Source organism: Actinomadura kijaniata (assembly GCF_014138665.1).
In the GTDB taxonomy this organism is placed as follows: domain Bacteria; phylum Actinomycetota; class Actinomycetes; order Streptosporangiales; family Streptosporangiaceae; genus Spirillospora; species Spirillospora kijaniata.
In genome coordinates, this window is sequence record NZ_JACJIA010000008.1 from 211,177 (window position 1) to 235,216 (window position 24,040).

Annotated in this window: 22 protein-coding genes; 4 read left to right on the forward strand and 18 right to left on the reverse strand. The window is 73.5% G+C overall.

Annotated elements, in window-relative coordinates; translation table 11 throughout:
- Window positions 1-76 precede the first annotated feature (76 nt).
- Window positions 77-1,534 carry a PH domain-containing protein gene (locus tag HNR61_RS28470; RefSeq protein WP_182846254.1) on the reverse strand — a complete coding sequence of 486 codons (1,458 nt, stop codon included), beginning with the start codon at window positions 1,532-1,534 and terminating at the stop codon, window positions 77-79.
- Window positions 1,531-2,136: a PH domain-containing protein gene (locus HNR61_RS28475; RefSeq protein WP_312898137.1), complete on the reverse strand. Its 606-nt coding sequence runs from the start codon at window positions 2,134-2,136 to the stop codon at window positions 1,531-1,533. The genes HNR61_RS28470 and HNR61_RS28475 overlap by 4 nt, the downstream gene beginning before the upstream one ends.
- Before the next feature lie 113 nt (window positions 2,137-2,249).
- Between HNR61_RS28475 and HNR61_RS28480 the strand changes: the two genes are divergently transcribed.
- The gene (locus HNR61_RS28480; RefSeq protein ID WP_182846256.1) at window positions 2,250-3,398 is read left to right on the forward strand and encodes an NADH-quinone oxidoreductase subunit D; all 1,149 of its coding nucleotides are present in this window, start codon (window positions 2,250-2,252) and stop codon (window positions 3,396-3,398) included.
- A gap of 12 nt (window positions 3,399-3,410) precedes the next feature.
- Here HNR61_RS28480 and HNR61_RS28485 read toward each other — a convergent pair whose 3' ends face one another.
- From HNR61_RS28485 to dacB, 12 genes are all read right to left on the reverse strand, one after another.
- Window positions 3,411-3,887, reverse strand: coding sequence for a DUF3180 domain-containing protein (locus HNR61_RS28485; protein ID WP_182846257.1), 477 nt, complete (start codon window positions 3,885-3,887; stop codon window positions 3,411-3,413).
- A complete protein-coding gene (folK, locus tag HNR61_RS28490; protein WP_182846258.1) occupies window positions 3,884-4,471 on the reverse strand; it encodes a 2-amino-4-hydroxy-6-hydroxymethyldihydropteridine diphosphokinase in 588 nt (195 codons plus the stop codon). The genes HNR61_RS28485 and folK overlap by 4 nt, the downstream gene beginning before the upstream one ends.
- Window positions 4,468-4,833, reverse strand: a complete 366-nt coding sequence (gene folB / locus HNR61_RS28495) for a dihydroneopterin aldolase (protein ID WP_182846259.1) — start codon at window positions 4,831-4,833, stop codon at window positions 4,468-4,470. The genes folK and folB overlap by 4 nt, the downstream gene beginning before the upstream one ends.
- Window positions 4,830-5,258: a nuclear transport factor 2 family protein gene (locus HNR61_RS28500; RefSeq protein WP_067825453.1), complete on the reverse strand. Its 429-nt coding sequence runs from the start codon at window positions 5,256-5,258 to the stop codon at window positions 4,830-4,832. The genes folB and HNR61_RS28500 overlap by 4 nt, the downstream gene beginning before the upstream one ends.
- Complete coding sequence (folP, locus tag HNR61_RS28505; protein WP_246443879.1) at window positions 5,251-6,126, reverse strand: dihydropteroate synthase; 876 nt, start codon at window positions 6,124-6,126, stop codon at window positions 5,251-5,253. The genes HNR61_RS28500 and folP overlap by 8 nt, the downstream gene beginning before the upstream one ends.
- Window positions 6,127-6,206: 80 nt before the next feature.
- Window positions 6,207-6,638, reverse strand: coding sequence for an SgcJ/EcaC family oxidoreductase (locus HNR61_RS28510; protein ID WP_182846260.1), 432 nt, complete (start codon window positions 6,636-6,638; stop codon window positions 6,207-6,209).
- Between the two features lie 157 nt (window positions 6,639-6,795).
- Entirely contained in the window at window positions 6,796-7,419 is a 624-nt protein-coding gene (folE, locus tag HNR61_RS28515) for a GTP cyclohydrolase I FolE (RefSeq protein WP_220509899.1), read from the reverse strand.
- Between the two features lie 5 nt (window positions 7,420-7,424).
- The gene (ftsH, locus tag HNR61_RS28520; protein WP_182846261.1) at window positions 7,425-9,446 is read right to left on the reverse strand and encodes an ATP-dependent zinc metalloprotease FtsH; all 2,022 of its coding nucleotides are present in this window, start codon (window positions 9,444-9,446) and stop codon (window positions 7,425-7,427) included.
- Window positions 9,447-9,785: 339 nt separating this feature from the next.
- A complete protein-coding gene (gene hpt / locus HNR61_RS28525; protein WP_182846262.1) occupies window positions 9,786-10,340 on the reverse strand; it encodes a hypoxanthine phosphoribosyltransferase in 555 nt (184 codons plus the stop codon).
- Between the two features lie 25 nt (window positions 10,341-10,365).
- Window positions 10,366-11,463, reverse strand: a complete 1,098-nt coding sequence (gene tilS / locus HNR61_RS28530; RefSeq protein ID WP_182846263.1) for a tRNA lysidine(34) synthetase TilS — start codon at window positions 11,461-11,463, stop codon at window positions 10,366-10,368.
- 36 nt (window positions 11,464-11,499) lie between these two features.
- The gene (locus HNR61_RS28535; protein WP_067825405.1) at window positions 11,500-12,636 is read right to left on the reverse strand and encodes an Rv3626c family coenzyme F420 biosynthesis-associated protein; all 1,137 of its coding nucleotides are present in this window, start codon (window positions 12,634-12,636) and stop codon (window positions 11,500-11,502) included.
- A gap of 199 nt (window positions 12,637-12,835) precedes the next feature.
- Window positions 12,836-14,152 carry a D-alanyl-D-alanine carboxypeptidase/D-alanyl-D-alanine endopeptidase gene (gene dacB / locus HNR61_RS28540; protein WP_312898138.1) on the reverse strand — a complete coding sequence of 439 codons (1,317 nt, stop codon included), beginning with the start codon at window positions 14,150-14,152 and terminating at the stop codon, window positions 12,836-12,838.
- Window positions 14,153-14,370: 218 nt separating this feature from the next.
- Between dacB and HNR61_RS28545 the strand changes: the two genes are divergently transcribed.
- A complete protein-coding gene (locus tag HNR61_RS28545; RefSeq protein ID WP_067825409.1) occupies window positions 14,371-14,862 on the forward strand; it encodes an inorganic diphosphatase in 492 nt (163 codons plus the stop codon).
- Between the two features lie 175 nt (window positions 14,863-15,037).
- On the opposite strand, the gene HNR61_RS28550 is transcribed toward HNR61_RS28545, so the two are convergent.
- From HNR61_RS28550 to HNR61_RS48310, 4 genes are all read right to left on the reverse strand, one after another.
- Window positions 15,038-16,261, reverse strand: a complete 1,224-nt coding sequence (locus HNR61_RS28550) for an NlpC/P60 family protein (RefSeq protein ID WP_312898139.1) — start codon at window positions 16,259-16,261, stop codon at window positions 15,038-15,040.
- A gap of 95 nt (window positions 16,262-16,356) precedes the next feature.
- Window positions 16,357-17,034 carry a hypothetical protein gene (locus HNR61_RS28555; protein ID WP_182846266.1) on the reverse strand — a complete coding sequence of 226 codons (678 nt, stop codon included), beginning with the start codon at window positions 17,032-17,034 and terminating at the stop codon, window positions 16,357-16,359.
- 2 nt (window positions 17,035-17,036) lie between these two features.
- On the reverse strand, window positions 17,037-18,758 hold the full coding sequence (locus HNR61_RS28560) for a sigma-70 family RNA polymerase sigma factor (RefSeq protein WP_182846267.1): 1,722 nt from the start codon (window positions 18,756-18,758) through the stop codon (window positions 17,037-17,039).
- Between the two features lie 210 nt (window positions 18,759-18,968).
- On the reverse strand, window positions 18,969-19,712 hold the full coding sequence (locus tag HNR61_RS48310) for an NERD domain-containing protein (RefSeq protein ID WP_182846268.1): 744 nt from the start codon (window positions 19,710-19,712) through the stop codon (window positions 18,969-18,971).
- A 141-nt stretch (window positions 19,713-19,853) separates the two neighbouring features.
- Here HNR61_RS48310 and HNR61_RS28570 point away from each other — a divergent pair, with 141 nt between their 5' ends.
- Both HNR61_RS28570 and HNR61_RS28575 read left to right on the forward strand, forming a co-directional pair.
- Entirely contained in the window at window positions 19,854-20,792 is a 939-nt protein-coding gene (locus HNR61_RS28570) for a MerR family transcriptional regulator (RefSeq protein ID WP_182846269.1), read from the forward strand.
- A gap of 2 nt (window positions 20,793-20,794) precedes the next feature.
- Window positions 20,795-23,266, forward strand: a complete 2,472-nt coding sequence (locus tag HNR61_RS28575) for a VIT domain-containing protein (RefSeq protein ID WP_182846270.1) — start codon at window positions 20,795-20,797, stop codon at window positions 23,264-23,266.
- Window positions 23,267-24,040 lie beyond the last annotated feature (774 nt).

The window sequence follows — 24,040 nt, forward strand, 5'->3', positions numbered from 1 at the left end:
CCCCTGGAGGGACGACCCTCCAGACCTCCCGGCAAGAACCGCTGACCGAAGATCCTCGCTGCGCTGCGGTCTTCGGTCAGCGCGCCCAGCGGGCCTTCTCCCCGCTGGTCGCGCGGGCCGTGCGGGCGCGGGACGCCGTGGACTCCACGATCGCCCGTGCCTCGCCCAGGTCCCGGTCGGCGGCGGCCACCCGCACCGCGCCGGGCGGGGCGTCGATGTGGACCGTGGCCAGGCCGAGCGCGCGTTGCAGCGGGCCCGAGGTCAGCCGGACGCTCTGCGCGCGGACGTGCGCGATCACGTCGGTGCGGCGGCACAGCCAGCCGTGCCGCGCCACGAAGACCCGGTCGTCGGTGCCCGCGCCGTCGGCCCGGTCCAGCGCCACGCCCTTGGCGGAGGCGGGCAGCAGCGGCACCGCGTCCACGTTCGCGCCGGGGAAGACCTCGGCGATCAGCCGCATGCACACCTCGCGGGGCGCGACCGGCAGCAGCACCGACGACAGGGCCTCGCGTTCGCCCGCGTACCCGGCGACGGTCACGTCCACGCGGGCCCAGCCGAGCCCCCGCCACAGCGCGGGCTCGACGATCCGCACGGCCTGGACGCGGCCCGGCGGAACGGTCTGCATCCGCGTCTCCAGCAGCCCCGCCCGCAGCCGCACCCCGTCCGGCGACAGCGCCACGGTGAACCCGCCGTACATCACCACCGGCGCGATCACCGCCCGGATCAGGCCGAGCAGGATCGGCACCGCGACCGCGAGCATCGCGCCCTCGGCGAACAGCAGCAGGAAGACCAGCGAGAACAGCAGCCCGACGAACGCTCCCAGCACCGGCAGCTTCAGCACCAGCGACCCGAACAGCGCGCCGCCGGACACCCGCCAGAACGGCCGCTCCGGAGCCTCGGGCGTGTGCCCGGGAAGCCCGGCGGCCAGCGCCAGCAGCTCGGCGCGCAGCTGGTGGGCGGCGTTCCTGCCCAGCCACCGCAGCGCGATCTCGCTCTGCCCGCCGCCCGCCAGCTCCACGCGCACCTCGGCCAGCCCGAACAGCCGCGTGACCAGCGGACGCACCACGTCGATCGCCTGCACGCGCGACAGCGGGATGCGGCGGGTCCGCTTGCGGAGCAGCGCGTTGTCGACCACCAGGTCGTCGTCGTCCACCCGGAACCGCACCGCCAGCCAGCTCCACAGCACGGCGGCGAGCACGACCATCCCGACCAGCGCCGTCACGACCAGGAACCGCGCCACCACCTGCGGGGTGAGCAGCAGGGTCACGCCGTCGTCGGTGCGGGTCAGCAGCAGCGAGAAGCCGCCCAGCACGAAGTAGACGGCCATCGCGAACATCACGCGCAGCGGGATGGTCGCCCAGTGCAGCCGGTGCCTCCCCTCCGAGAACCGGACCGGGGGCGGCGGCTGGTAGCCGTAGGGGGCGGGAGGGCCGTACGGCGGGGGCGGCCCGTAGGGGCCGGGGTACGGCGGCCGGGGACCGCCGTACGGGGAGGGAGGTTGCCCGTAGGGGTCGGGCGGGCCGTAGGGGCCGCTCATAGACCCATGCTCCGTTCCTCGCCCTTCTGGGCGAGCCGGTCGCGCAGCTGCGACGCCTGCTCGGCGGGGAGCCCGGGGATCCGCGCGTCCGTGGCGGCGGCGGCCGTGTGCATGCGGACGGTCGCGATGCCCATCCAGCGTTCCAGCAGGCCCGCCGTGACGTCCACGAACTGCATCCGCCCGTAGGGCACGACGATCAGCCGCTTGACGAACACGCCCGAGGTGACGATGAGGTCGTCGCCGCGTTCGGCGTACCCGTAGGACCGGTAGCCGAGCTCGGCCACGATCCACGCCAGCAGGGTGGACACGGCCACCACGGCGATCCAGATCCCCGGCACCACCCAGCCGTCGCCCCGCATCAGGAACGCGCCGAGCGCCGCCACCGGGACCGCCCACAGCAGCGCCGAGATCCGCTGCTGCCAGGTGTACCGCTTGGAGATGTGCGACCACGCCAGCCCGCCGCCGGGCGCGAACGCCCGGTCGGCCGGGTACTGGACGGGCCCCGCTCCCGGCGGTCCGGGCAGCGCCGGACCCGGCGGAGGGGGACCCGGCTGGGCGGGTCCCGGTCCGGACGGAGGCAGACCGGGCCCGGGTCGCGGCACCGGCGGGCCGTGCGGCACCGAATGCTGGGGGTGGGGCGGTTCGCCATGGGATGCGTTCATTAGTCCCTAGTCAACCGGAAACCGCGCGTGCTTCGCCATGCCACCATGAGAAGGTGAGCACTCAGCGGACGGTCGGCATCGGGGCGGGCGCGAAGGAACTGGCCACCGAGGACATGGTCCTCAACATCGGCCCCCAGCACCCCTCCACCCACGGAGTCCTACGGCTGCGCCTGACCCTGGACGGCGAGCGGATCACCGCCGCCGAGCCGATCGTCGGGTACATGCACCGGGGCGCGGAGAAGCTGTTCGAGGTGCGCGACTTCCGGCAGATCATCGTGCTGGCCAACCGGCACGACTGGCTGTCGGCGTTCTCCAGCGAGCTCGGCGTGGTCCTGGCCGTCGAGCGGATGCTCGGCATGGAGGTCCCGGCCCGCGCGACCTGGACGCGCACCCTGCTGGCCGAGCTGAACCGCGTCCTCAACCACCTGATGTTCCTCGGCTCCTACCCCCTCGAGGTGGGGGCGATCACGCCGATCTTCTACGCGTTCCGGGAGCGCGAGACCCTCCAGCGCGTCATGGAGGAGGTCGCCGGCGGGCGCATGCACTACATGTTCAACCGCGTCGGCGGCCTCAAGGAGGAGCTCCCGGCGGGCTGGACCGACCGCGTCCGCCAGGCGGTCAAGGACGTCCGGTCCCGGATGTCGGAGATCTCCGACCTGATCATGGGCAACGAGATCTTCCGCGCCCGCACCCGGGGCGTCGGCGTGCTGACCCGCGAGCAGGTCCTCCAGTACGGCGTCTCCGGCCCGCTCGCCCGCGCCGCCGGGGTGGACTTCGACCTGCGCCGCGACGAGCCGTACCTGGCCTACGGCGAGCTGGACGTCCGGGTGGTCACCCGCGCCGAGGGCGACTGCCTGGCCCGGTTCGAGTGCCTGCTGGACCAGGTGCACGCCTCGCTGGACCTGGCCGACGCGTGCCTGGACCGCATGGCCGACCTCCCGCCGGGCCCGATCAACCAGCGCCTGCCGAAGGTCCTGAAGGTCCCCGAGGGCCACACCTACGCCTGGACGGAGAACCCGCTCGGCATCAACGGCTACTACCTGGTCTCGCGCGGCGAGAAGACCCCGTGGCGCCTGAAGCTGCGCTCGGCGTCCTACAACAACGTCCAGGTCCTCACCGAACTGCTGCCCGGCACCCTGGTCGCCGACATGATCGCGATCCTGGGCTCGATGTTCTTCGTGGTCGGCGACATCGACAAGTAGCCCGGGCGGGGCTCAGGTCCGGGGGGACGCCCCGAGGTCCCGGGCCCGCTCGTCGGGATCCTTGGGGACGCGGCAGGAGTACTCCAGGAACATCGCCGCCGCGATCAGCACCACCGCCGCCAGGAACGTCGCGCCGCTGACGAAGAAGTCCGCGCGCGGCGTCTGCTTGTCCAGGGCGTTGGACAGGTTCAGCGCGAACCCGCCGAACACCCCGGCCAGCACCGCGGCGGCGTGCGCGCTGGCCTTGGCGAACGCCGCCATCCGCGCCACGACCAGCGGCTCCACCGGCTTGGTGCCGGGCTTGCGGCGGATGCGGCGCAGGAGGTTGACGCCGGTGAACGCCTCACCGAGCGCCAGCAGCAGCAGCGTCGGGACGGCCGTCCACGGCAGCGGCGGCAGGGACACGTAGGCCGTGCGCAGCACCGCCCAGGTGATCGTTCCGACGACGACCACCAGGGCGAGCAGGAACAGGGGACGGCTGGGCTTCACGCGGGCTCTTGCAGGGTCAGGTCGTCACGGCGGCGCACGACGTCCGCGCCGTCCTGGGCCAGCCTGGCCTCGGCGAGGTCGCCGACCCGGCCGTGGCCGGGCAGCAGCACGTCGGGCTCGATGTCGGCCCACGGCACCAGGACGAACGCGCGCTGGTGGGCGCGGGGGTGCGGCAGGGTCAGGTCGGGGTCGTCGGAGGTGACGTTCCCGAACACCACGATGTCGATGTCCAGGGTGCGGGGGCCCCAGCGGACCTCGCGGACGCGGCGCATCGAGTTCTCGATGTTGAGGACGCGTTCCAGCAGGTTCTCCGGGGGGAGGCGGGTGTCGGCGACCAGCACGATGTTGAGGTAGTCGCCCTGCTCGGGGAGGTCCTCGCCGGGGGGCGCGTAGGGCGCGGTCTCGTAGACCGGCGACAGCGCCACGAAGTCCAGCCCCGGCGCGTCGAACAGCGCGTCCACGGCGTCCTGGAGGTTCTCCAGGCGGTCGCCGAGGTTGCTGCCGAGGGAGAACACGACCCGGTGGGCGACCAGCATGTGGCCACCGGTCGCGGTGCGGTCGGACATACGGTCGTGCGCTGTCATGAACGACTCCTCACGATCTTCACGGCCACGTCCGTGAAGGGGTGCGGCACCGGGGCGGCGGGCTTGTGGACGGTGACGGCCGCCTCCTGGACGGCCGGGTCTTCCAGACAGATCTTCGCGAGCCGCTCGGCCAGCGTTTCGATGAGGTTGACCGGTTCGCCCTCGACGGCGGCGACCAGCTGGCCCGCGAGTGATCCGTAGTCGACGGTACGCGACAGATCATCCCCGGCGGCGGCCGGGCGGACGTCCAGCCCCAGCGTGACGTCCACCACGAACTCCTGCCCGAGCTCGCGCTCGGCGGGCAGGCATCCGTGCCGGCCGCGGGCGCGCAGCCCGCGCAGTTCGATCCGATCGAGCGTCATTCTTCCTCTGTGGTGTTGAGAATCGGTGAACCGTGGTGGAGCAGCAGACGCCATCCATCTCCGTCCCGGACGAACAGGTTGGTCGCGACGATGCTGCCGCCGGCCAGGAAGCCGGTCTCGGTGTCCTCGTCGGCGGTCAGCACGTTCTCCTTGCACGTGACCACCGCGTGGTCCTCGTAAACGTCCGTTTCGACGTCCGTCAGGACGAACTGGATGTACGTCGTGTTCGCCATGATCAGCGCCCAGGAGCGCAGCACCTCCTCCCGGCCGCGCAGCATCGGCCACCCCGGGTGCACGCACGACACGCCGGGCGCGAACGCCCCGGCGGCCCACACGGCGGACATCCGGTCGAGGTCGGCGGCCTCGAACGCGGCGTAGAACTCGGCGTTGGCCTTCTCGACGGCGGTCCGGTCGGCGTCACCCATGGGCGCCCCGCCGCGGGACGGCCGCGCGGACGGCGGCGGCGACGCGGACGGCGTCGGCGTTGGGCCGGACGCGGTGCACGCGCACGCACCACGCGCCCGCCGCCGCCACCAGGGAGGTGATCGCGACGGTGGCGTCGTCGGCGCCGGTGAACGACCGCGGCGTCCCGTCCGGCGCGGCCAGCAGCCTGCCCAGGAAGCGTTTGCGGGAGGCCCCGACCAGGACCGGGTAGCCGGTGTCCAGCAGGGCGTCCAGCCGGGCGATGAGCTGCCAGTTGTGCCCGGCCTCGGGACTCTTGGCGAACCCCAGGCCCGGATCCAGGACGATCATCGTGGGGTCGACTCCCTCGGCCAGCACGGCGTCCACGCGCCGCAGGAGCTCGTCGCGGACCTCGGTCACGACGTCGTCGTAGATCGCGCGGGTCTGCATGTCGTGGCTGTGGCCGCGCCAGTGCATGACGACGTAGGGCACGCGGGCGGCGGCGACGACCCGCGCCATGCCGGGGTCGGCGAGGCCGCCGCTGACGTCGTTGACCAGCCGGGCCCCGGCGGCGACGGCGGCCTCGGCGACCTCGGCCCGCATGGTGTCGACGCTGACCGCGACGCCCTCGGCCGCCAGGGTCCCGATCACCGGGACGACGCGGCGCAGCTCCTCGTCGAGCGGGACGCGCTGGGCGCCGGGGCGGGTGGACTCCCCGCCCACGTCGACGATGTCGGCGCCCTCGGCGACGAGGTCGAGGCCGTGCCGGACGGCCTTGTCGGGGTCGAACCAGGCCCCGCCGTCGGAGAACGAGTCCGGGGTGACGTTGACCACGCCCATGACGAGGCAGCGCCCCGGATCGGGCAGCCCCGCGACGATGGCACTGGTCATGCCCCAACCCTAAGGCTTGATCCGACCGCCGCGCGCCCTCGCCCCCGGCTTGCCCGCCGCCCCCGCGGGCCGGCGCGCCGTCAGTCGGTCGGGGGGTCGATGGCGCTGTTCTGGCCCGCCACGATCTTCCAGCCGTCCTCCCGCCGGGCGATCACGTAGAGCGCCCGCCCGTGCGGGGCCCGCACGGGCTCGCCGGAGGCGTCCACGGGCGTCTGCGCCACGTTCACCGCGATCACCTCGGGGGCGACCGCCAGCATCCGGACGATCTCGTAGCGGGCGCGGGAGTCCTTCAGGAAGCCCTTCATCGCCGGGCGGCTGAACTCGGTGATCTCCTCCCGCCCGCCCAGCGTGCGGCCCATCGCGTTGGTCCACGAGGAGTCCCGGGCGTACTGCCCGCCCAGCGCGTCGGGGTCCTTGGCGTTGAACGCCCTCTCCAGGGCCCGCACCACGCCGGTGACCGCCTCGCGGGTCTCCGCCGGGATGTCCCCCACCACCTGGACGTCGTTCGTCATGGCCCTGCCCCTCTCATACCGGAACGGCGGTGTCCCGCCGACGATCTCCATCCAAGATCCTCAACCTTCCTTGAGGTCAAGCCCGGACGGGCCCGCGACGCCGAAGGGGCGGGAACGGCGTCGTGCCGTTCCCGCCCCTTCGGGCGTCGGAGAGGGGTCATCTCCCCATGATCAGACCCATCGCCTCCGCGCGCGTCTCCGCGTGGTCCCGGAAGTCCCCGCGCACCGCCGAGGTGACCGTCTTGGCGCCGGGCTTGCGCACCCCCCGCATCGTCATGCACAGGTGCTCGGCCTCGATCACCACGATCACGCCGCGCGGCTCCAGGATCCGCATGACGGCGTCGGCGACCTGGCTGGTCAGCCGCTCCTGGACCTGCGGGCGGCGGGCGTAGACGTCCACCAGCCGCGCCAGCTTCGACAGGCCGGTGATCTGCCCCTTGCTGTTCGGCGTGTAGCCGACGTGCGCCAGGCCGTGGAACGGGACCAGGTGGTGCTCGCAGGTCGAGTAGACCTCGATGTCCTTGACGAGCACCATCTCGTCGTGGTCGGCCTCGAACACCTTGTTCAGCACGTCCTCGGGCTCCTGGCGGAGCCCGGCGAACTGCTCGGCGTAGGCGCGCGCGACCCGGGCGGGGGTGTCGAGCAGCCCGTCGCGGTCGGGGTCCTCCCCGATCGCGAGCAGGATCTCGCGCACCGCCCGCTCGATCCGGGCGTGGTCGAAGCCCGGCGGGTCGTCGCGCTCCGGCGCGCCCTCGGCGAACGGGTCGTACGGGAGAGCCAAAGCGATCAGCTCTCACCCGGGGCGTCGGAGGCGGGCTCGGCCTGGCCGGCGCCCTGGCCGTTGCCCTTGGTGACCTCGTCACCGAGCTGCAGCTCGTTCACGTCCTGCGGACCCATCAGCGCCAGCTCCTTGGGGGTCAGCACCGGGGGACGGTCGGACGGGAGACGCTTGCCGTAGCCGGTGTAGGACTTCTGGAGCGGCCGCTTCTGGATCGGCGCGAAGATCTCCAGAACCTGCTCCTTGGAGAGGGTCTCCTTCTCCATCAGGTTGACGACCAGGTTGTCCAGGACGTCCCGGTACTCGACCAGGATCTCCCAGGCGGTGTCGTGCGCGGCCTCGATGTAGCGGCGGACCTCGTCGTCGATCGCCGAGGCGATGTCCTCGGAGTAGTCGCGCTCGTGGCCCACGTCGCGGCCCAGGAACACCTCGCCGGCGCCGGTGCCGAACTTGCGGGCGCCGAGGCGCTCGCTCATGCCGTACTCGGTGACCATGTTCCGCGCGATGGCGGTGGCCTTCTCGATGTCGTTGGCCGCGCCGGTGGTCGGCTCGTGGAACACCAGCTCCTCGGCGGTCCGGCCGCCCAGCAGCATCGCCAGCTGGTCGGTCATCTCGCTGCGGGTGGTGAGGAACTTGTCCTCCATCGGCAGGGTCATGGTGTAACCCAGGGCCCGGCCGCGCGGCAGGATCGTCACCTTGTGCACGGGGTCGGCGTTCGGCAGCGCGTGCGCCACCAGCGCGTGACCGCCCTCGTGGTAGGCGATGATCTTCTTTTCCTTCTCCGACATCACGCGGGTCTTGCGCTCGGGCCCGGCCATGACGCGGTCGATGGCCTCCTCCAGGGTGGCCATGTCGATCAGCTTGCGGTCGAACCGCGCGGTGAGCAGCGCCGCCTCGTTGATCACGTTGGCGAGGTCCGCGCCGGTGAAGCCGGGCGTGCGGCGCGCGATGACGTCGAGGTCGACGTCGGGCGCGAACGGCTTGCCGCGGCCGTGGACCCGCAGGATGCCCTTGCGGCCCTCCAGGTCGGGACGGTCGACGGTGACCTGGCGGTCGAAGCGGCCCGGACGCAGCAGCGCCGGGTCGAGGATGTCGGGACGGTTGGTCGCGGCGATCAGGATGACGCCGCCCTTGACGTCGAACCCGTCCATCTCGACGAGCAGCTGGTTCAGGGTCTGCTCGCGCTCGTCGTGGCCGCCGCCGAGGCCCGCGCCGCGGTGCCGGCCGACGGCGTCGATCTCGTCGATGAAGATGATCGAGGGGGCGTTGGCCTTGGCCTGCTCGAACAGGTCGCGGACGCGGGAGGCGCCCACACCCACGAACATCTCCACGAAGTCCGAACCGGAGATCGAGTAGAACGGCACCCCGGCCTCGCCCGCGACGGCGCGCGCCAGCAGGGTCTTGCCGGTGCCGGGTGGGCCGAACAGCAGCACACCCTTGGGGATCTTGGCGCCGATCTGCTGGAACTTCGCCGGGTTCTGGAGGAAGTCCTTGATCTCCTCCAGCTCCTCCAGGGCCTCGTCGGCCCCGGCCACGTCGGCGAACGTGGTCTTCGGCGTGTCCTTGGTGATCAGTTTGGCCTTCGACTTGCCGAAGTTCATCACCCGCGAGCCGCCGCCCTGCATCTGGTTCATGATGAACAGGAAGATCAGCACGATGACCACGATGGGCAGCAGGCTGAAGAGCAGGCTCATCAGCGGACTCTGCTTGGGAACCTCGACGTTGTAGCCGCCCGGCAGTTTGCCGGCGGCGGCCTGCTGCTGAAGTTGTTCCTGCAGCCTGATGCCCTGGCCCTCGACCCAGGAGGCCTGCAGTTGCTTGCCGTCGTTGAGGGTGACCTCGATCCGCTGATCCTTGTCAATGATCTTGGCGGACTTCACCTGGCCGGCGGCAATGGCCTGGACCACCTTGGAGGTGTCGGACTTCTCATAGGAACGGCCGGGGTTGATCCCCCACATCACCAGGGCGATCAACAGGCCGAACAGCAGGATCCACAGCAGCGGCCCGCGAAAATAGCGCTTCACGTCCATTTATCCGGTAACCCCTCCGGGGCCCGTCCCTCCTGACCTTGCGATACTCGCCCGTCCGGTGGGACGGACGCCACTGTGAGCCGGCTTGGTGTGCGGCCGTTCCGGTTCCGGGGCGGCGCACCGCGAGCGCGGCCCCGGCCCGTGGCCCGGAACATCGACGGTACACCGCAGGGCACAGGGGACGCAGCCAGCGCGTTCCCCTGATCCGTTCGATATACGCGTCAACGACCCTTGCAACGATCCGTCACGGTGTCTTGTTCCCTGCGCGGGTGTCCCCCACCCTTCGCGGGTCACACCTACTCGCGTCCCGTCAAGTGCGTCAGGCGCCCCGCGGCGCCGTCAGCCTCCGTACACGTGCGGGGCGAGGGTACCCACGAACGGGAGGTTGCGGTACTTCTCGGCATAGTCGAGTCCGTACCCGACGACGAACTCGTTGGGGATGTCGAAGCCCAGGTAGCGGCAGTCGATCTCGGTCTTGACCGCCTCGGGCTTGCGCAGCAGCGCGCAGATCTCCAGCGACGCCGGGCCGCGCGACCGCAGGTTGCTGATCAGCCAGGACAGCGTCAGGCCGGAGTCGATGATGTCCTCGACGATCAGCACGTGCTTGTCGAGGATGTCGGTGTCCAGGTCCTTCAGGATGCGCACCACGCCCGAGGACTTGGTGCCCGACCCGTAGGAGGAGACCGCCATCCAGTCCATGGAGGCCGGCGTGTGCAGCGCGCGGGCCAGGTCCGCCATCACCATGACGGCGCCCTTGAGCACCCCCACCAGCAGCAGATCCTTGCCCTGGTAGTCGGCGTCGATCTGCGCGGCCAACTCCCTGATCTTGGCCTGTAGCTGGTCCTCGGGGATCAGCACCTTGGCCAGGTCGTTGCCCAGGTCCTTCTCGTCCACAACCCCACCCTTTGTGACGGCACGCTTACGACCCGGCGTCGGCCGGGCCGAACAGCAGCTTCTCATGCCGTCGGAACGCGCGGACGCCCCCCGGCAGATCGACGCGTCGCTGCCCGCGCCAGGCCGTGACCAGGCGATCCACTTCCTCTACGTGGACGGCCGCGAGCGTACCCGGTGGACTGCCCGCCCTGATCGCGGCGGTGCGCAGCACGCGGGTCCGCACGGCGCGCGGCAGCTCGGCCAGGTCCGCGACGCGCAGCGCGATCGGGGCCGTCGCGGCGTCCGCCGCGGGGTCGCCCGGGGCCGCCGCGATTTCGCAGTCGGCGTAGGCGCGGGCCGCGTACGCGTCCAGCGCCTCGGCGTCGTCGCGGAGCAGCCGGGCGGTGCGGGCGAGCGCTTCGGCGACGCCGGGGCCGAGGGCGTCCTCCAGCGCGGGCAGCACCTGGTGGCGGACCCGCACGCGCGTGTAGGCGGGGTCGTCGTTGTGGGGGTCGTCCCAGGGGTCCAGGCCCATCGCCAGGCAGGCGCGGCGGGTGGTGGCGCGGTCGAGGTCCAGCAGGGGGCGCGCGTAGCGGACGGCGACGGGTTCGGAGACCTCGACGGCGCCGGGGGCGTCGAGCCGTTCGCGCAGGGAGGAGGGCAGGCGGCGGGCGGACTCCGGCGGCATCCCGGCCAGCGAGCGCGTCCCCGACCCGCGCGCCAGGCCGAGCAGGACGGTCTCGGCCTGGTCGTCGCGGGTGTGGCCGAGCAGCACCACGGAGGCGTTCAGGCGGACGGCGGCCTCGTCGAGCGCGGCGTACCGGGCCTCGCGGGCGGCGTTCTCGGGGCCGCCGCGCTCCCCGACGGTCACCGCGACCGACCCGGCGGGGTCGAGGCCGAGACCGGCCATCACCCGCACGACGGCCTCGGCGCGTCCGGCCGAGCCCTCCTGGAGGCCGTGGTCGACGGTGACGCCGCCCGCGTGGTGGCCCGAGCGGGCGGCCTCGAACGCCAGCGCCCCGGCCAGGGCCAGGGAGTCCGCGCCGCCGCTGCACGCGGCCAGCACCATCGCGCCGGGCGGCCGGCCGGCGAGCACCCGCCGGACCGCCAGCCGCACCGCCGCCACCGCCGGATCAGGCCCCATGCCCCTCTTCTACCCCATCGGGGGCGGGGGCGGCGATCACGCCCCCTCGGCCTCGTCCGTCCGGGGCGCGTCCAGTTCGGGGGCCGGGTCGAGCACGCGGGGGCCGAGCACGCGGTCCATCCACAGCGCCGGCTCCTTGATCTCGGCGTGCGTGGGCAGCGTGGCGGGCGACTCCCAGATCCGGTTGAACTGCTCCATCCCGACCTCGCCGACCACGCGCCGCACGAACCGCGAGCCCTCGGCGTACTGCTTCATCTTCAGGTCGAGGCCGAGGACGCGGCGGATCGTCTTGTCCAGCCGGGTGCCGCCGTCGCGGCGCCCCTGGAACTTGGACCGGATCTGCTGCACCGACGGCACCACGCCCGGCCCGACCGCGTCCATGACGAAGTCGCCGTGCCCCTCGGCCAGCGTCATCACGGCGGTGAGGCGGTCGAGGATGGCGCGCTGCTCGGGGGTCTGGATGGCGTCGATCAGGTTGCCCTCGCCGCCGCGCACCGCGTCCACCAGCACGTCGGTGGCCTCCCGGATCCGGTCCAGCAGCGCCCCCGGGTCCAGGTCGGAGGCCAGCAGGAACTCGGTCATCTGCTCCTGCACGTACTCGCGCAGCCACGGGACGCCGGTGAACTGGGCGCGGTGCGTCTCCTCGTGCAGGCACACCCACAGCCGGAAGTCGTGCGGATCGACCTCCAGCTCCTGCTCGACGTGCACGATGTTGGGCGCGACGAGGGTGAGCCGGCCGGTCGGGGCGCGGCCGGACGGGTCCGGCGGCAGGAACAGCTCGTACTGGCCGAGCACGCGGCTGGCCATGTAGGCGAGGATCGCGCCGACCTGCATGCCGGTCACGCGGGACCCGACGGCCTGCACCATCACGCCGCCGGGGCCGCCGCCGAGCAGGCCGGGGCCGCGCTTGGCCTCCAGGCGTTCCATCAGCGGTTCGAGCACGACGCGGAAGCCGTCGACGTTGGCGCGGATCCAGCCGGGCCGGTCCACGATCGTGGCGGGCTCGGGGTTCGGGTCGATGTCCATGCCGGTGAAGTCCCGGACATGCCCGTGGGCGATCGTCGACAGCTCGCGCAGCTCCGCCACCACCTCGCGGGCCTCGGACTGGCTGACCTGGGGTCCGGGCCGGACCAGCCGGATTCCGGTCTGGACCGCGACGTTCCAGTCGATCATTGAGGCGCTCATGTACTCCACCGTTGCTCTCGGCCGCTGCGTGCCGCCGGTCTCCGCCGGTGGCAGCCCTGCACGATCGTTCAACGAACAACCGTTCTGGTTATCTCCCGTACGTCCCCCGCCACACGCCAGAGGAACGCCCCGGCATGGGTGATTTGTGACGTGACCGGGGGGTGCGGCGGGAAGAGACGGGCACGGTTCAGCAGCCGCAGGTCGCCATCGCGGTGGCCAGCCGGTCCAGCACCGCCGGGTCGGCGTGCCCCTTCCCGTCGCCCATCATGAACGCGAACGCCAGCAGCCTCCCCTCGGCGTCGCGGGCGATCCCGGCGAGGGTGCTGACGCCGTTGAGCGTCCCGGTCTTGGCGTGCACCATGCCCGCGGCCGCCTGGCTGTCGGAGGTGAGGTAGCGGGTCGCGAGCGTCCCGGAGAACCCGGCGACCGGCATCCCGGTCACGGCCGCGCGCAGGCCGGGACGCTCCGGCGCGGCCGCCAGCGCCGCGATCCGGGCCAGCGCCAGCGGGGTGATGCGGTTGCGGGTGGACAGGCCGCTGCCGTCGCTGACCGAGACCCCCTCGCCGACGCCGAGCCCGTCCAGGGCCGCCCGAACGGCGGCGGCCGCCCCGGTGAACGACGCGGGCGCCCCCTTCCCGATCGCGACCTGGCGGGCGACGGCCTCGGCGATGTCGTTGTCGCTGGCGCTCATCAGCCGTTCCACCAGGGCCGACAGCGGGGGCGACTGGACCTGGGCGAGCCGCGCGGCGTCCTCCCGGTGCGGTGCGCGGCGGCCCGGCCTCGCCCGGACGCCCTCCCGGGTGAGCAGCCTGGCGAACGTCGCGACGGCCGCCGCCGGGGGGTCGGCGACCCGCGTCTTGACCGTCGGGTCGTCCGGGGCGGTCCTCCCCTCGTCCACGGTCAGCGCGCTGACCGGGGCGACCTCGCCGTCGGGCAGGTAGTTGGGCTTCCAGCCCGGCGCGGTGCGCGGACCCGTGTAGGCGGAGTCGTCGTAGTCGACGCGGACCCGGGTCGTCCCCGCGGCCTTCAGCGCGGCGGCGGTCCGGCGGGCCAGCTCGGTCAGCGAGGCGGCGCCGGGCAGCCCCCGATGCTCCCCTTCCGGACGCGGCGGCAGCGCGGTCAGGGTAGGATCCCCGCCGCCGACCAGTACCACGCCGTTCCCGGCGCCCCGCACGACCCGCGTGGTGATGCGGTGCCCGGGCCCCAGCGCCGCCAGCGCCGCCACCGACGTGGCCAGCTTGGTGGTCGAGGCCGGGGTGGCGGGCCGGTCGGCGCGCTGCTGGAACAGCGGCCTGCGCGTCACCGCGTCGATCACCACCGCGTTGATCTTCGCGGCCGGGTCGCCGGCCAGCGCCGACAACCGCCCCGCCAGGGCGGACGCGTCGGGCACCCGCGCCGCCGCGGGGTCGGCCGCGGCCACCGCCGCGACCGGCCGCAGCGGCTCGCGTTCGGCCACGGTGGGGGGCTGCGGCACCAGCCGCCGCTCCGGTGTGAGTTTCGCCACTGCCGTCCCGGCACCGGCGGCGAAAACGCTGAGGAGGGACAGCACGGTCATGGCGAGTACACGGGCCCGTCGCGGCGCGTGACCGCCCCTCACCTGCTCAGCACTCACCAACGTGCGACATCCTTATATGAGAACCATGACTCTGTGCGGGTCGGCCTCGCCCGCGGCGGACTCACGAAAGACTATTCACTGCCAGCGCGCAGGGAGCGGAGGACATCTTGGAATTCGACGTCACCATCGAGATTCCGCGCGGTAGCCGGAACAAGTACGAGGTGGACCACGAGAGCGGCCGCATCCGGCTCGACCGCATGCTGTTCACCTCGACCCAGTACCCGGCCGACTACGGCTTCGTCGAGGACACCCTGGGCGAGGACGGCGACCCCCTGGACGCGCTGGTCATCCTCCAGGAGCCGACGTTCCCCGGCTGCCTGATCCGCTGCCGCGCCGTCGGCATGTTCCGGATGACCGACGAGGCCGGTGGCGACGACAAGCTCCTGTGCGTCCCCTCCACCGACCCGCGCATGGAGCACCTGCGCGACATCCACCACGTTCCGGAGTTCGACCGCCTGGAGATCCAGCACTTCTTCGAGGTCTACAAGGACCTGGAGCCCGGCAAGTCCGTCGAGGGCGCCAACTGGGTCGGCCGTGTCGAGGCCGAGCAGGAGGTCGAGCGCTCCCGCAAGCGCTTCATCGAGGCCGGCGGTCACTGAGGCGTCCCCGCCGGCGCGGTGGTGTCCGTCCTCACTCCGGTCTCCGGGGGGCCTCCGCTCCGGACCGGCACCGCCGCGCACCTCTGACGCGCGCTGACATTCCGATGTGGGGGCGGCCGGGCACGGCCGCCCCCACGATCGTCGAGGCCCACGGACCCGTGCTCCCGCGGGACGGTCACCCCGCGGGGCGGGTCGCTCCGATCAGGCCGCTGCGGTGGATGCCGGCGATCCGCACCCTCGCGCCCGTGTACGGCGCCTCCACCATCCGGCCCTTGCCGATGTAGATGCCCACGTGGTGGATCGTGTCCGGATCCGAGGTGTCGTTCGCGAAGAACACCAGGTCGCCGGGGGCCAGGCGGTCGAGCGGCACATGGGGGCCCGACGTCCACTGGGTCCCCGTCCAGTGGTCCAGGCGGACGCCCACCTTGCTCCAGGCGTACAACGCCAGCCCCGAGCAGTCGAAGCCGTGGATGCCCGAGCCGTGCGCGATGCCGTAGCTCGGCCCCGCCGGGGTGCCGCCGCCCCAGGAGTAGGGCGTGCCCAGCCACTTCAGGGCCCAGCGCACCACCTGCGCGCCGCGTCCGGCACCCTTGACCTGGGCCGTCCCCCCGTAGAGCTGTCGCGTCCGGGCCGCCTCGGCGCGTTCCAACGCCGCCCGGCGCTCCCGCTCCAGGCGCGCGGCGCGGGCCCGGGCGCTGCCGAGGCTCCGTTCCAGGCGCTCCTTCTCCGCCTCGATGCGCCGCACCTGCGTCCGCTGCCTGGCGACGGCCTCCTGCACCGCCCGTTTGGCGGCGGCCGCGCGGAGCGTCGCGGCGCGCTGCTCCTCGAACGCCGCCTGCGCCTGGCGGCGGAACAGCTCGGCGACGTCGCGGGCCGCCTCCACCCTCTGGACGATCCCGGCGCGGCGGTGCGCCAGGACCTCCAGCAGCCCCGCGCGGTCCATGAAGCCCTGCGGGCCGCCCTCCCCGGCCACGATCGCCGACCAGGGGTTGTAACCGGTCCCGGCCTGGTAGGCGTCGGCGGCGAACCGGGCCAGCTCGCGCTGCGCCTCGTCCAGGTGCCCGCGGGCGTCGGCGGCGCGGCGCCGCGTCTCGGCATGGGTACGGCGCGCCTGATCGAGTTTGACCAGCTCGCCGTTGTAGCGTTCCACGGCGGTGGCGGAGGCGACGCCGAGGCGTTCCAGCTCACCGTCGGCGCGCGCGAGCCTGGCCTTGATCCGGCCGACCTCGGCGGCCCGCTGCTCCACCTGGCGCCTGCTCTCCCGCACGTCGCGGGCGCTGGGCGGGGGTTCGGCCGCCGCCGGGCGTTCGGCGAGCGGGGAGCCCAGCATGGTCAGGCCGACGACCGTTCCGGAGGACAGGGCGACGAGACGCCGCGCGGTGCCCGGTGATGGAAACACAGACCTCCCCCTGCCGCACATGACGCACGCGATCGACTACCGAGAGTAGTTCAACGGGGCGGCGATCGGAACTTCCGTCACGGCTGCCACGCAGGTCAACCCGTGTCGCACCCGTCCACCGGCCCCAGCAACCGCGTGATCCAGGGCCGTACGGGGACACCGGGAGGCGGCGCGACCCGGGGATAACTGAAGATCGGCACCGGCGCGCCGTAGGCGGAGCGCAGCTCGGCGGCCTTGCACCAGTCGGCGGTCGTGCGGATCGCCGCCCACGCCGCCGCCAGCGGGGGACGCGTCTCGGGCCGCCGTTCCCACAGCCGCAGCAGCGCGACCGTCGCGTGCGCGGCCGAGTAGCCGTCCTCGGGGTAGGCCCCGCCCGCCAGGAACGCCGCCGTGGTCTGCCCGCCGTGCGGGGAGCCGAGCGCCCACGTCCAGTTGGCGACGGCGAGCGCGCGGACGGGCGCGGGCAGCAGGTCGGCGGCGGCGTACATGCGTTCCTGGCGGGCGCCGGTCAGGCGGCTGGTGGTCAGCAGCCACCGCACGTCCTCGGGGACGTCCGCGTCCGGGCCGAGCGCCATCCAGGACAGCACCGTCAGCCCGCGCGCGGTCTGCAGCCGGCACAGGCCGGCGACCTCGCGGCGGGCGCGGACGGCCGGTTCGATCCACAGCGGCCAGCTCACCCGCTGGATCTCGGCGACCAGCCGGACCAGCGTGGCGGCGACCGGTTGCGGGCTCACCCGGGCGTCCGGCCGGAGCACGAACGCGGGGTCGCTCATGGTCAGCCGTCCGAGCCCCGGGGTTCCGGGGAGGAGCCGGAGGTGGCCGGCGGGTCGCTGGGGGGCGGCGGATCGCTGGGCGGGGGTGGATCACTCGGCGGCGGGGGCGCGGGCGTCGGGCCGGGGGTGGTCGGGTCCGGTTTCGTGGGCGGGGTGCCGGGAGGCGACGAGGGCGGCGGGCTCGACGGGCTGGTGGGGGACGTCGGCGGGCCGGTCGGGGAGCTCGTCGGCGGATTCGTGGGAGGGGTCGTCGGGGGGCTGGTCGGCGGGTCGGTCGGGGGCGGGCCGGGACGCCAGGTGACATGGACCTGGAGGCCGCCGGGCCGGAACGTGACGCCGCCCTCGCCCCCGGAACGCGCGTCGCGGAACACCTGGACGCCCACGGTCACGGACTGCCCGGCCTCCAGGCTTCCGGAGTTCCGGCTGAGCCGGACCGGCCCCCGGGTGACGGCCCGCCAGTGCACCGGTCCGCCCTCGGCGCGCAGCTCGACGGCGCCGTGGGAGCCGCCCGCCAGGTCCAGGTGGAGCGGCGAGACGGCCAGCGCCCCGGATCCGCCGGGCGGCAGCGGCGCGGACGGCTCGGTGCCGGGGGCCGACTGGTAGTCGCGGCGGGGCGGCGGGGACGACAACGCGCCGGGCGGCACGGCCGGAACGCGCGCCCCCAGCGGGAAGGTCGCCGAGACCGGGGCCGACTCCACCCGCCCGTCGATGTCCCCGCCCCCGCTCGGCGGCGCGGGGACCGGTGGCCGCCCGGAGGGTCCGAGCGCCGCGCGGCCCGCGTCGTGGGGGGCGGGGTGCAGGAACGTGGACGCCGTCGCGCCACCGGCCACCAGCGCGGCGATGACCGCGGCCACGGCGGCGACGCGCCGGGGTTCGCGGACGGCCCCGAACCGGGGGCGCCGCCGCCGGGACGTCCGCGCCTGGACCGGGAAGCCGTCGGCGTGGAAGCCGGTGACCCGGGTGGCGGCGAACAGCCGGTAGCCGACCAGCTCGGGATCGTGGAAGCAGGCCATGACCTCGTCCCGCAGCGCATCGGACGGTTCCGGGCGGGGCAGCAGGCCGAACACCTTGGAGGAGGCGACCCGCGCGGGCCGCGCCACCGCGCACGCCCCGCACTCCCGGGCGTGCCGCAGGAGCAGGCCGTTCAGGGCGGGGCCGGGATCGTCGCGCCAGTCGCGCAGCAGCATGCCGCGTTCGGCGCACCCGTAGGGGCCCCGGGCGGCGAGCAGCTCGGCGGTCAGCGCGGCCTCCAGGTCCACGTGCGCCCGCGCCAGGGCGATCTCCGACTCCTTGTCCGGGATGCCCATGACGGCGGCCGCCTCGTCCAGCGGGAGCCCGTGGTGGAACCGCAGTTCGAGGAGCTCGCGGCTGGACGGGGGCATGTTCGACGTCGCGTGCCAGGCGGTGATGCGTTCGTCCACGTCCTCCTGGTCGTGGCTGGCGACCGGCACGTCCGGCGGCCGGTCCTCGGCCGAGGGGCGGCGCGCGCACTCCAGCCGCGCGAGGGCGAGCAGCCACGCGCGCAGGCGTCCGGGGTCGCGCAGCCGGTCGACGTGCGCCTCCGCCACGACGAACGTGTCGCGCAGCGCCGCCTGGGCGGCGTCCCGATCGTGCAGCCGGAACCAGCAGTAGGCGTAGAGCCGTTCGGCGTGGGAGTCGTACGCCGCGGACGTCGCGCCGGGCTCCCGCTCACGCATCGCCTCGACCAGGAGGTGGTCATTCATGACCAGAAAAGTAAAGGCTCGCCGCGCTTCATACCGGCGATTCTCCAAGAACGGTCGACCCTTTATCCGACCACCCTAGAATGAGACGATTAATCGATTAGAGAATAATGTCCGCTTTGCGATACCTCTTCAAGTGAGCGCTCCGAACAGCATCATCTGTCACCACGCATCCGGGCACACACTCTTCGTAAACAAGCTCGAAATGGTGGCTCACCTGGCGGGATAAGGTCCCGCCATCGGCGGGAAAAGCCGTTCCGCGGCCGCCGCGACGGTCGCGACCTGAGCGCTGGTGAAGATCACCGGCTCTCCGGCGATGACGGCCGCGACCTCCCGCACCGCGTACAGCGCCACCCCGGCGTGCTCCAGCCCGCCCCGGGGCACCCGGGCGCCGTGCACCGCCACCAGCGGCATGACCGCGACCTGGTGGTCCAGCTCCTTCGACAGCCCCTCGGAGACCGTCCGCGCCGCCCGCGCGGCGACGGCGACGTTCCCGGCGGGCCGCCGCCCGACCCACAGCCGCCGCCCCTCGACCCGCACCCGCACGCCCCACCGCCAGCGGCGGCTGACGATGGCGTACACGCCGGTCAGACCCACCACCAGATGATCGAGGTTGGCGGTGGCGCCGGGCAGCGCCCGGTCGTGCAGCACGTGGTGGCCCACCGGATCGAGCCGCCGCAACCGCCGCCCGGTGCGGCGTTCGGCCAGCGCGCCCCGCCGCCACTCCGCGAGCGGCTCGTGCCGCGACCGCTCGTACAGGGTGTGCCCGACGAACACCACGATGGCCACAACCGGCCCCGCCCGCCACGGCAGCACCCCGGCGGCGACCACCCCCGCCGACACGGCGACCAGGCCGCGGACGGCCACGCGTTCCCGGCGGTACTCGGCGGCCAGCACCCGGTACCGAGCCCAGGCGGAGGCCCCGGCGTCGCCCGCGCCCCTCACCCTGTCCCGCACCGAACGCCCCTTCCGCTCGGGACCGAAGGCACAAGCGTGCGGCAGCCGCCACCGTCCTTCAAGGACTTTGACCTCGTCGTTCCCACATCGCGAAAAAGCGCGTCGTTGACAGTGTCACGATGACAGTGTCATCATCGGGGCATGGACGCCGCCTGGACCATCGCCGAACTCGCCGAACGCGCCGCCGCGGCCCTCGCCGCGGGCGCTCCCGTGCGGGTCAACGGCCGGGTTCGCGACCTGCCCAACGCCCGCCTGATCCGCTGGTACACCACGATCGGCCTCCTCGACCCGCCGCTGGGCCGCCGGGGCCGCACGGCCCTGTACGGCCGCCGCCACCTGCTCCAGCTGGTGGCGGTCAAGCGCCGCCAGTCCCAGGGCCGTTCCATAGCGGAGATCCAGCGGGAGCTGACCGGCGCGACCGACGCGATGCTGCGCGAGATCGCCACCCTGCCCGAGGGGGACCTCCGGGACCTTCCCGGGGAGGACCTCGAAGACCTCGGGGGTCTCCCCGCGGAGGCACCGGCGGGCAGCCGTCCCCGCTTCTGGGCGGCCCGTCCCGACGTGTCGTTCTCCCCCGACCACGAGATCTCCGAGGAGGACCTCCACTCCCCCGCCCCGCTCCCCCCCGAGCTGCGCGAGCCCGCTCCACGACTCACCCCGCAGCCGACCACACCATCCACCGCGCGACCGGCCCAGCGGCCGACCGCACAGCCCGCCGCGCAACCGGCCGCGCTGGTACAGGGAATCCGCCTCGCCCCCGGCGTCGTCGTCATGCTCGACGCCCCGATCCCGGGCGGACCCGGTCCCATCCCGCCGACTCCGGAGGATCTGGCCGCCCTCCAGTCCGCCGCCCGCCCCCTCCTGGCCGAGCTCCACCGCCGCGGCCTCCTCCCCACCGGGCACACCTCGCCCGACGCGCAGCGTCCCCACGACCCACCACGTTCGCAAGAGACGCCACACCCGCAAGAGATCCCGCGTTCCCACGCGGCCGGGCAGCCGCCCACCACGGCCGATCCCTCCGCCGCGGAACCCACCGATCCCTCCACCACGTCAGCCGATCCAGCCGGGAGGTCCCAGTGACCATGCGCATCACCCCCCTTCCCGAGACTCCGACGCTCCCGGAACCCGACGGCGGCCTGGGCGCGCTCACCACCGACAGGGGCAACCTGCCGCTCGACACCGTGGACGTCCGCGCCTCGGTGACCGGACTGGTCGCGGGCGTCGAGGTGGTCCAGGGCTTCCGCAACCCGTTCGACGTCCCGCTCGAAGCCACCTACGTGTTCCCGCTGCCCGACCGCGCGGCGGTGACCGGGCTGCGCATGGAGGCCGACGACCGGACGATCGAGGGCGTCCTCAAGGAGCGCGGCCAGGCCCGCCAGGACTACGACCGCGCCGTCGCCGCCGGCCAGCGGGCCGCCATCGCCGAGGAGGACCGCCCCGACGTCTTCACCATGCGGGTCGGCAACATCCTCCCCGGCGAACGGGTGACGATCCGCCTCACCCTCGACCAGCCGCTCCCGTACGAGACGGACCAGCACGGCGACGGCGAGGCGACGTTCCGCTTCCCGCTCGTCGTCGCGCCCCGCTACATCCCCGGCACCCCGCTCGGGGACGAGGCTGCGGGCCAGGGCACCGCCCCCGACACCGACGCGGTCCCCGACGCCTCCCGGATCTCCCCGCCCGTGCTGCTCCCCGGCTTCCCGAACCCGGTCCGGCTGGCCATCACCGTGGACATCGACCCGGCGGGGCTCCCCCTCACCGAGCTGCGCTCGGCCCTCCACGTCACCACCGCCGACGAGGACCGCGCGGAAGGCACGGGCCCCGCCGGCGGCACCGTCCGCCTGGTCCCCGGCGAACGGCTCGACCGCGACTTCATCCTGCGCCTGGTCTACGCCGCGCGGGACGGCGAGGACACCGCCGCGCCGGCCTCCCTCACGCTGGTCCCCGACGAGTCCGGCGCCGAGGGCACCTTCACGCTGACGGTGCTGCCGTCCGGCCGCGGCCGCCCCCGGCCGCGCGACGTCGTGCTGGTCCTCGACCGCTCCGGCAGCATGCACGGCTGGAAGATGGTCGCGGCCCGCCGGGCCGCCGCCCGCATCGTGGACACCCTCACCGCCGGCGACCGGTTCGCGGTGCTGTCGTTCGACACCGTCGTGGAACGGCCCCGCGACCTCGGCGCGGGCCTGGTCCCCGGCACCGACCGCAACCGGTTCCGCGCCGTCGAGCACCTGGCCTCCGTCGACGCGCGCGGCGGCACCGAGCTGCTCACCCCGCTCCAGGAGGCGTGCGCGCTGCTCGCCGACCCGCACCGGGACCGCGTCCTGGTCCTCATCACCGACGGCCAGGTGGGCAACGAGGACCAGATCCTCGCCCAGCTCGGCCCCAGCCTCCAGGGCGTGCGCATCCACACCGTGGGCATCGACCAGGCCGTCAACGCGGGCTTCCTGAACCGCCTGGCGGAGATCGGACAGGGCCGCTGCGAGCTGGTCGAGTCCGAGGACCGGCTCGACACGGCGATGGAGCACATCCACCACCGCATCGGCGCCCCGCTCGCCACCGACCTGTCACTGCACGCCGAGGGCCTGACGCTGGTCCCCGACACGGTCGCGCCCAGCCGCCTCGGCGCGCTGTTCCCCGGTGTCCCCCTGGTGGTCTCCGGCCGTTTCCGGGGAGCCCCCTCCGGCACGCTGACCGTCCGCGGCACCGGCTCCGACGGCACCGGATGGGAACGCGACGCCAAGGCCACCGTCACCGGCAACCGCTCGATCACCTCGATCTGGGCCCGCGCCCACCTTCGCGATCTGGAGGACCGCTACGCCGTCTCCGGCTCCGACGAGCTGGAACGGCGCATCGTGGACGCCTCGCTGCGCTTCGGCGTGCTGTGCCGCTTCACCGCGTTCGTGGCGATCGACAGCCGGGTGGTCACCGAAGGCCAGGCCCCGCACCAGGTCGTCCAGCCGGTCGAGTCGCCCCGCGGCTGGGAAAGCCCCCAGGCCACGCTGATGGCGGCCTCCTACGGAGCCCCCGCCATGCCCGCCGCCATGCCCCGGGCCACGGCCGCACCGCCCAGCGCGCCCCGAGGCGGCGCGGCACGCGGCACCGAGCGCTTCGCAGCGGAAAGCCTGGACGTCCCCGACTTCCGCACGTCCCCGGCACCCCCGAGCCCCGCACCCCCGAGCCCCGCCGCGCCGGGCATGCCCGCTCCCCAAGCGCGCCGCCGCGCGAAGGGCGACGCGGCCACCCAGCGCCTGGACAACGCCCGCCGCGATCTCGCCGAGGAGCTGCGCCGCCTCACCGACCTGCGGTCCGCCTCCCAGGCCGACCGTCACCAGTACCTCCTGGCGCACCTGCTGCCGGTCCTGGAGACGACCGTCCAGGACCTCGACCACTGGGGCGATACCCCGCGCTCCCTGTCGGCCCTGCTCACCGACCTCCGAGCCGTATCCCCCGCCGACCCCACCCGCCTGGACGAGCTCTGGACCCGCACCATCGAGACCCTCAAGGAGTTCACGACGCCACCCCCCAAGCGAGCGTTCTGGAAGCGCCGCTCCTGACCCCCTGGCCGGGGCTCCCCGAACGAGCCCCGGCCACCCCGGACCGGCTCCATCAACCGCAAACCCAACCCGAGCCTGAACCGAAAGCCCCGGACAGCCATCGGCTCCGCGCTCATAACCCCAGGTGGCTACGGACATCGAGCATGGAGCCGAGCCCGCCTCTCCACGCGGGCCAACCCTGAAGGGGCGAGCCCTACCCACGTCCAACCCGACAAGGCATCCACAGAAACCTCTGCGACCGTTCCCAAAACCCCAAACCCTTGGTGAGCAGGACTCTCAAATCCGTGGCGCCGCGCCGCGCCGTCCGCCCCGAGGCTCTGGCGAGCCGGGCCGCCACCTTCCCCGGCCATCGCCGTCCGGATCGCCGACCGGGAGTCGGCCGTCGTGCCGCGCCGCCGCATGGGGAACGACCCTTCAGCCGCCTAACGCCTGATTCCCAGGCCAGGGCCAAGCCGAGCGGAGCGGGTTCCGCCGGGAATGTCCGAGAGCCGCAAGCGGGCCATCGGGCCGTCGATCAGCCGGGCCGCGTTGAACGGCAGGCGGAGGAAGCGTCGGACGCGGAGGAGGGTCCGCCGCTCATCCCCGTGAGCAACATGTCGACCTCGCGCAACCCGGCCACGGCCCTCCCGACGATCTGCCCCGGCGCTCCACCAGGCGCCCGGCCGGGCCGAGGCTTCGCGTTGGACGCTGATCGTCAGCTTGCGGCCAGGTCCATACGGAGGAACTCGGTGATGCGGAGCAGCCTCGGCGGGCGCGCCACCTCGGCGGGAAGGG

Coding starts and splice junctions, on each gene's coding strand:
- HNR61_RS28575 (WP_182846270.1), top strand. CDS start 20,795: ATGCGCATCACCCCCCTTCCCGAGACTCCGACGCTCCCGGAACCCGAC.
- HNR61_RS28555 (WP_182846266.1), bottom strand. CDS start 17,034: ATGAGCGACCCCGCGTTCGTGCTCCGGCCGGACGCCCGGGTGAGCCCG.
- HNR61_RS28570 (WP_182846269.1), top strand. CDS start 19,854: ATGGACGCCGCCTGGACCATCGCCGAACTCGCCGAACGCGCCGCCGCG.
- folP (WP_246443879.1), bottom strand. CDS start 6,126: ATGACCAGTGCCATCGTCGCGGGGCTGCCCGATCCGGGGCGCTGCCTC.
- HNR61_RS28535 (WP_067825405.1), bottom strand. CDS start 12,636: ATGATCGACTGGAACGTCGCGGTCCAGACCGGAATCCGGCTGGTCCGG.
- ftsH (WP_182846261.1), bottom strand. CDS start 9,446: ATGGACGTGAAGCGCTATTTTCGCGGGCCGCTGCTGTGGATCCTGCTG.
- HNR61_RS28510 (WP_182846260.1), bottom strand. CDS start 6,638: ATGACGAACGACGTCCAGGTGGTGGGGGACATCCCGGCGGAGACCCGC.
- HNR61_RS28500 (WP_067825453.1), bottom strand. CDS start 5,258: ATGGGTGACGCCGACCGGACCGCCGTCGAGAAGGCCAACGCCGAGTTC.
- folB (WP_182846259.1), bottom strand. CDS start 4,833: ATGACGCTCGATCGGATCGAACTGCGCGGGCTGCGCGCCCGCGGCCGG.
- tilS (WP_182846263.1), bottom strand. CDS start 11,463: ATGGGGCCTGATCCGGCGGTGGCGGCGGTGCGGCTGGCGGTCCGGCGG.
- folK (WP_182846258.1), bottom strand. CDS start 4,471: ATGACAGCGCACGACCGTATGTCCGACCGCACCGCGACCGGTGGCCAC.
- HNR61_RS28560 (WP_182846267.1), bottom strand. CDS start 18,758: ATGAATGACCACCTCCTGGTCGAGGCGATGCGTGAGCGGGAGCCCGGC.
- HNR61_RS28470 (WP_182846254.1), bottom strand. CDS start 1,534: ATGAGCGGCCCCTACGGCCCGCCCGACCCCTACGGGCAACCTCCCTCC.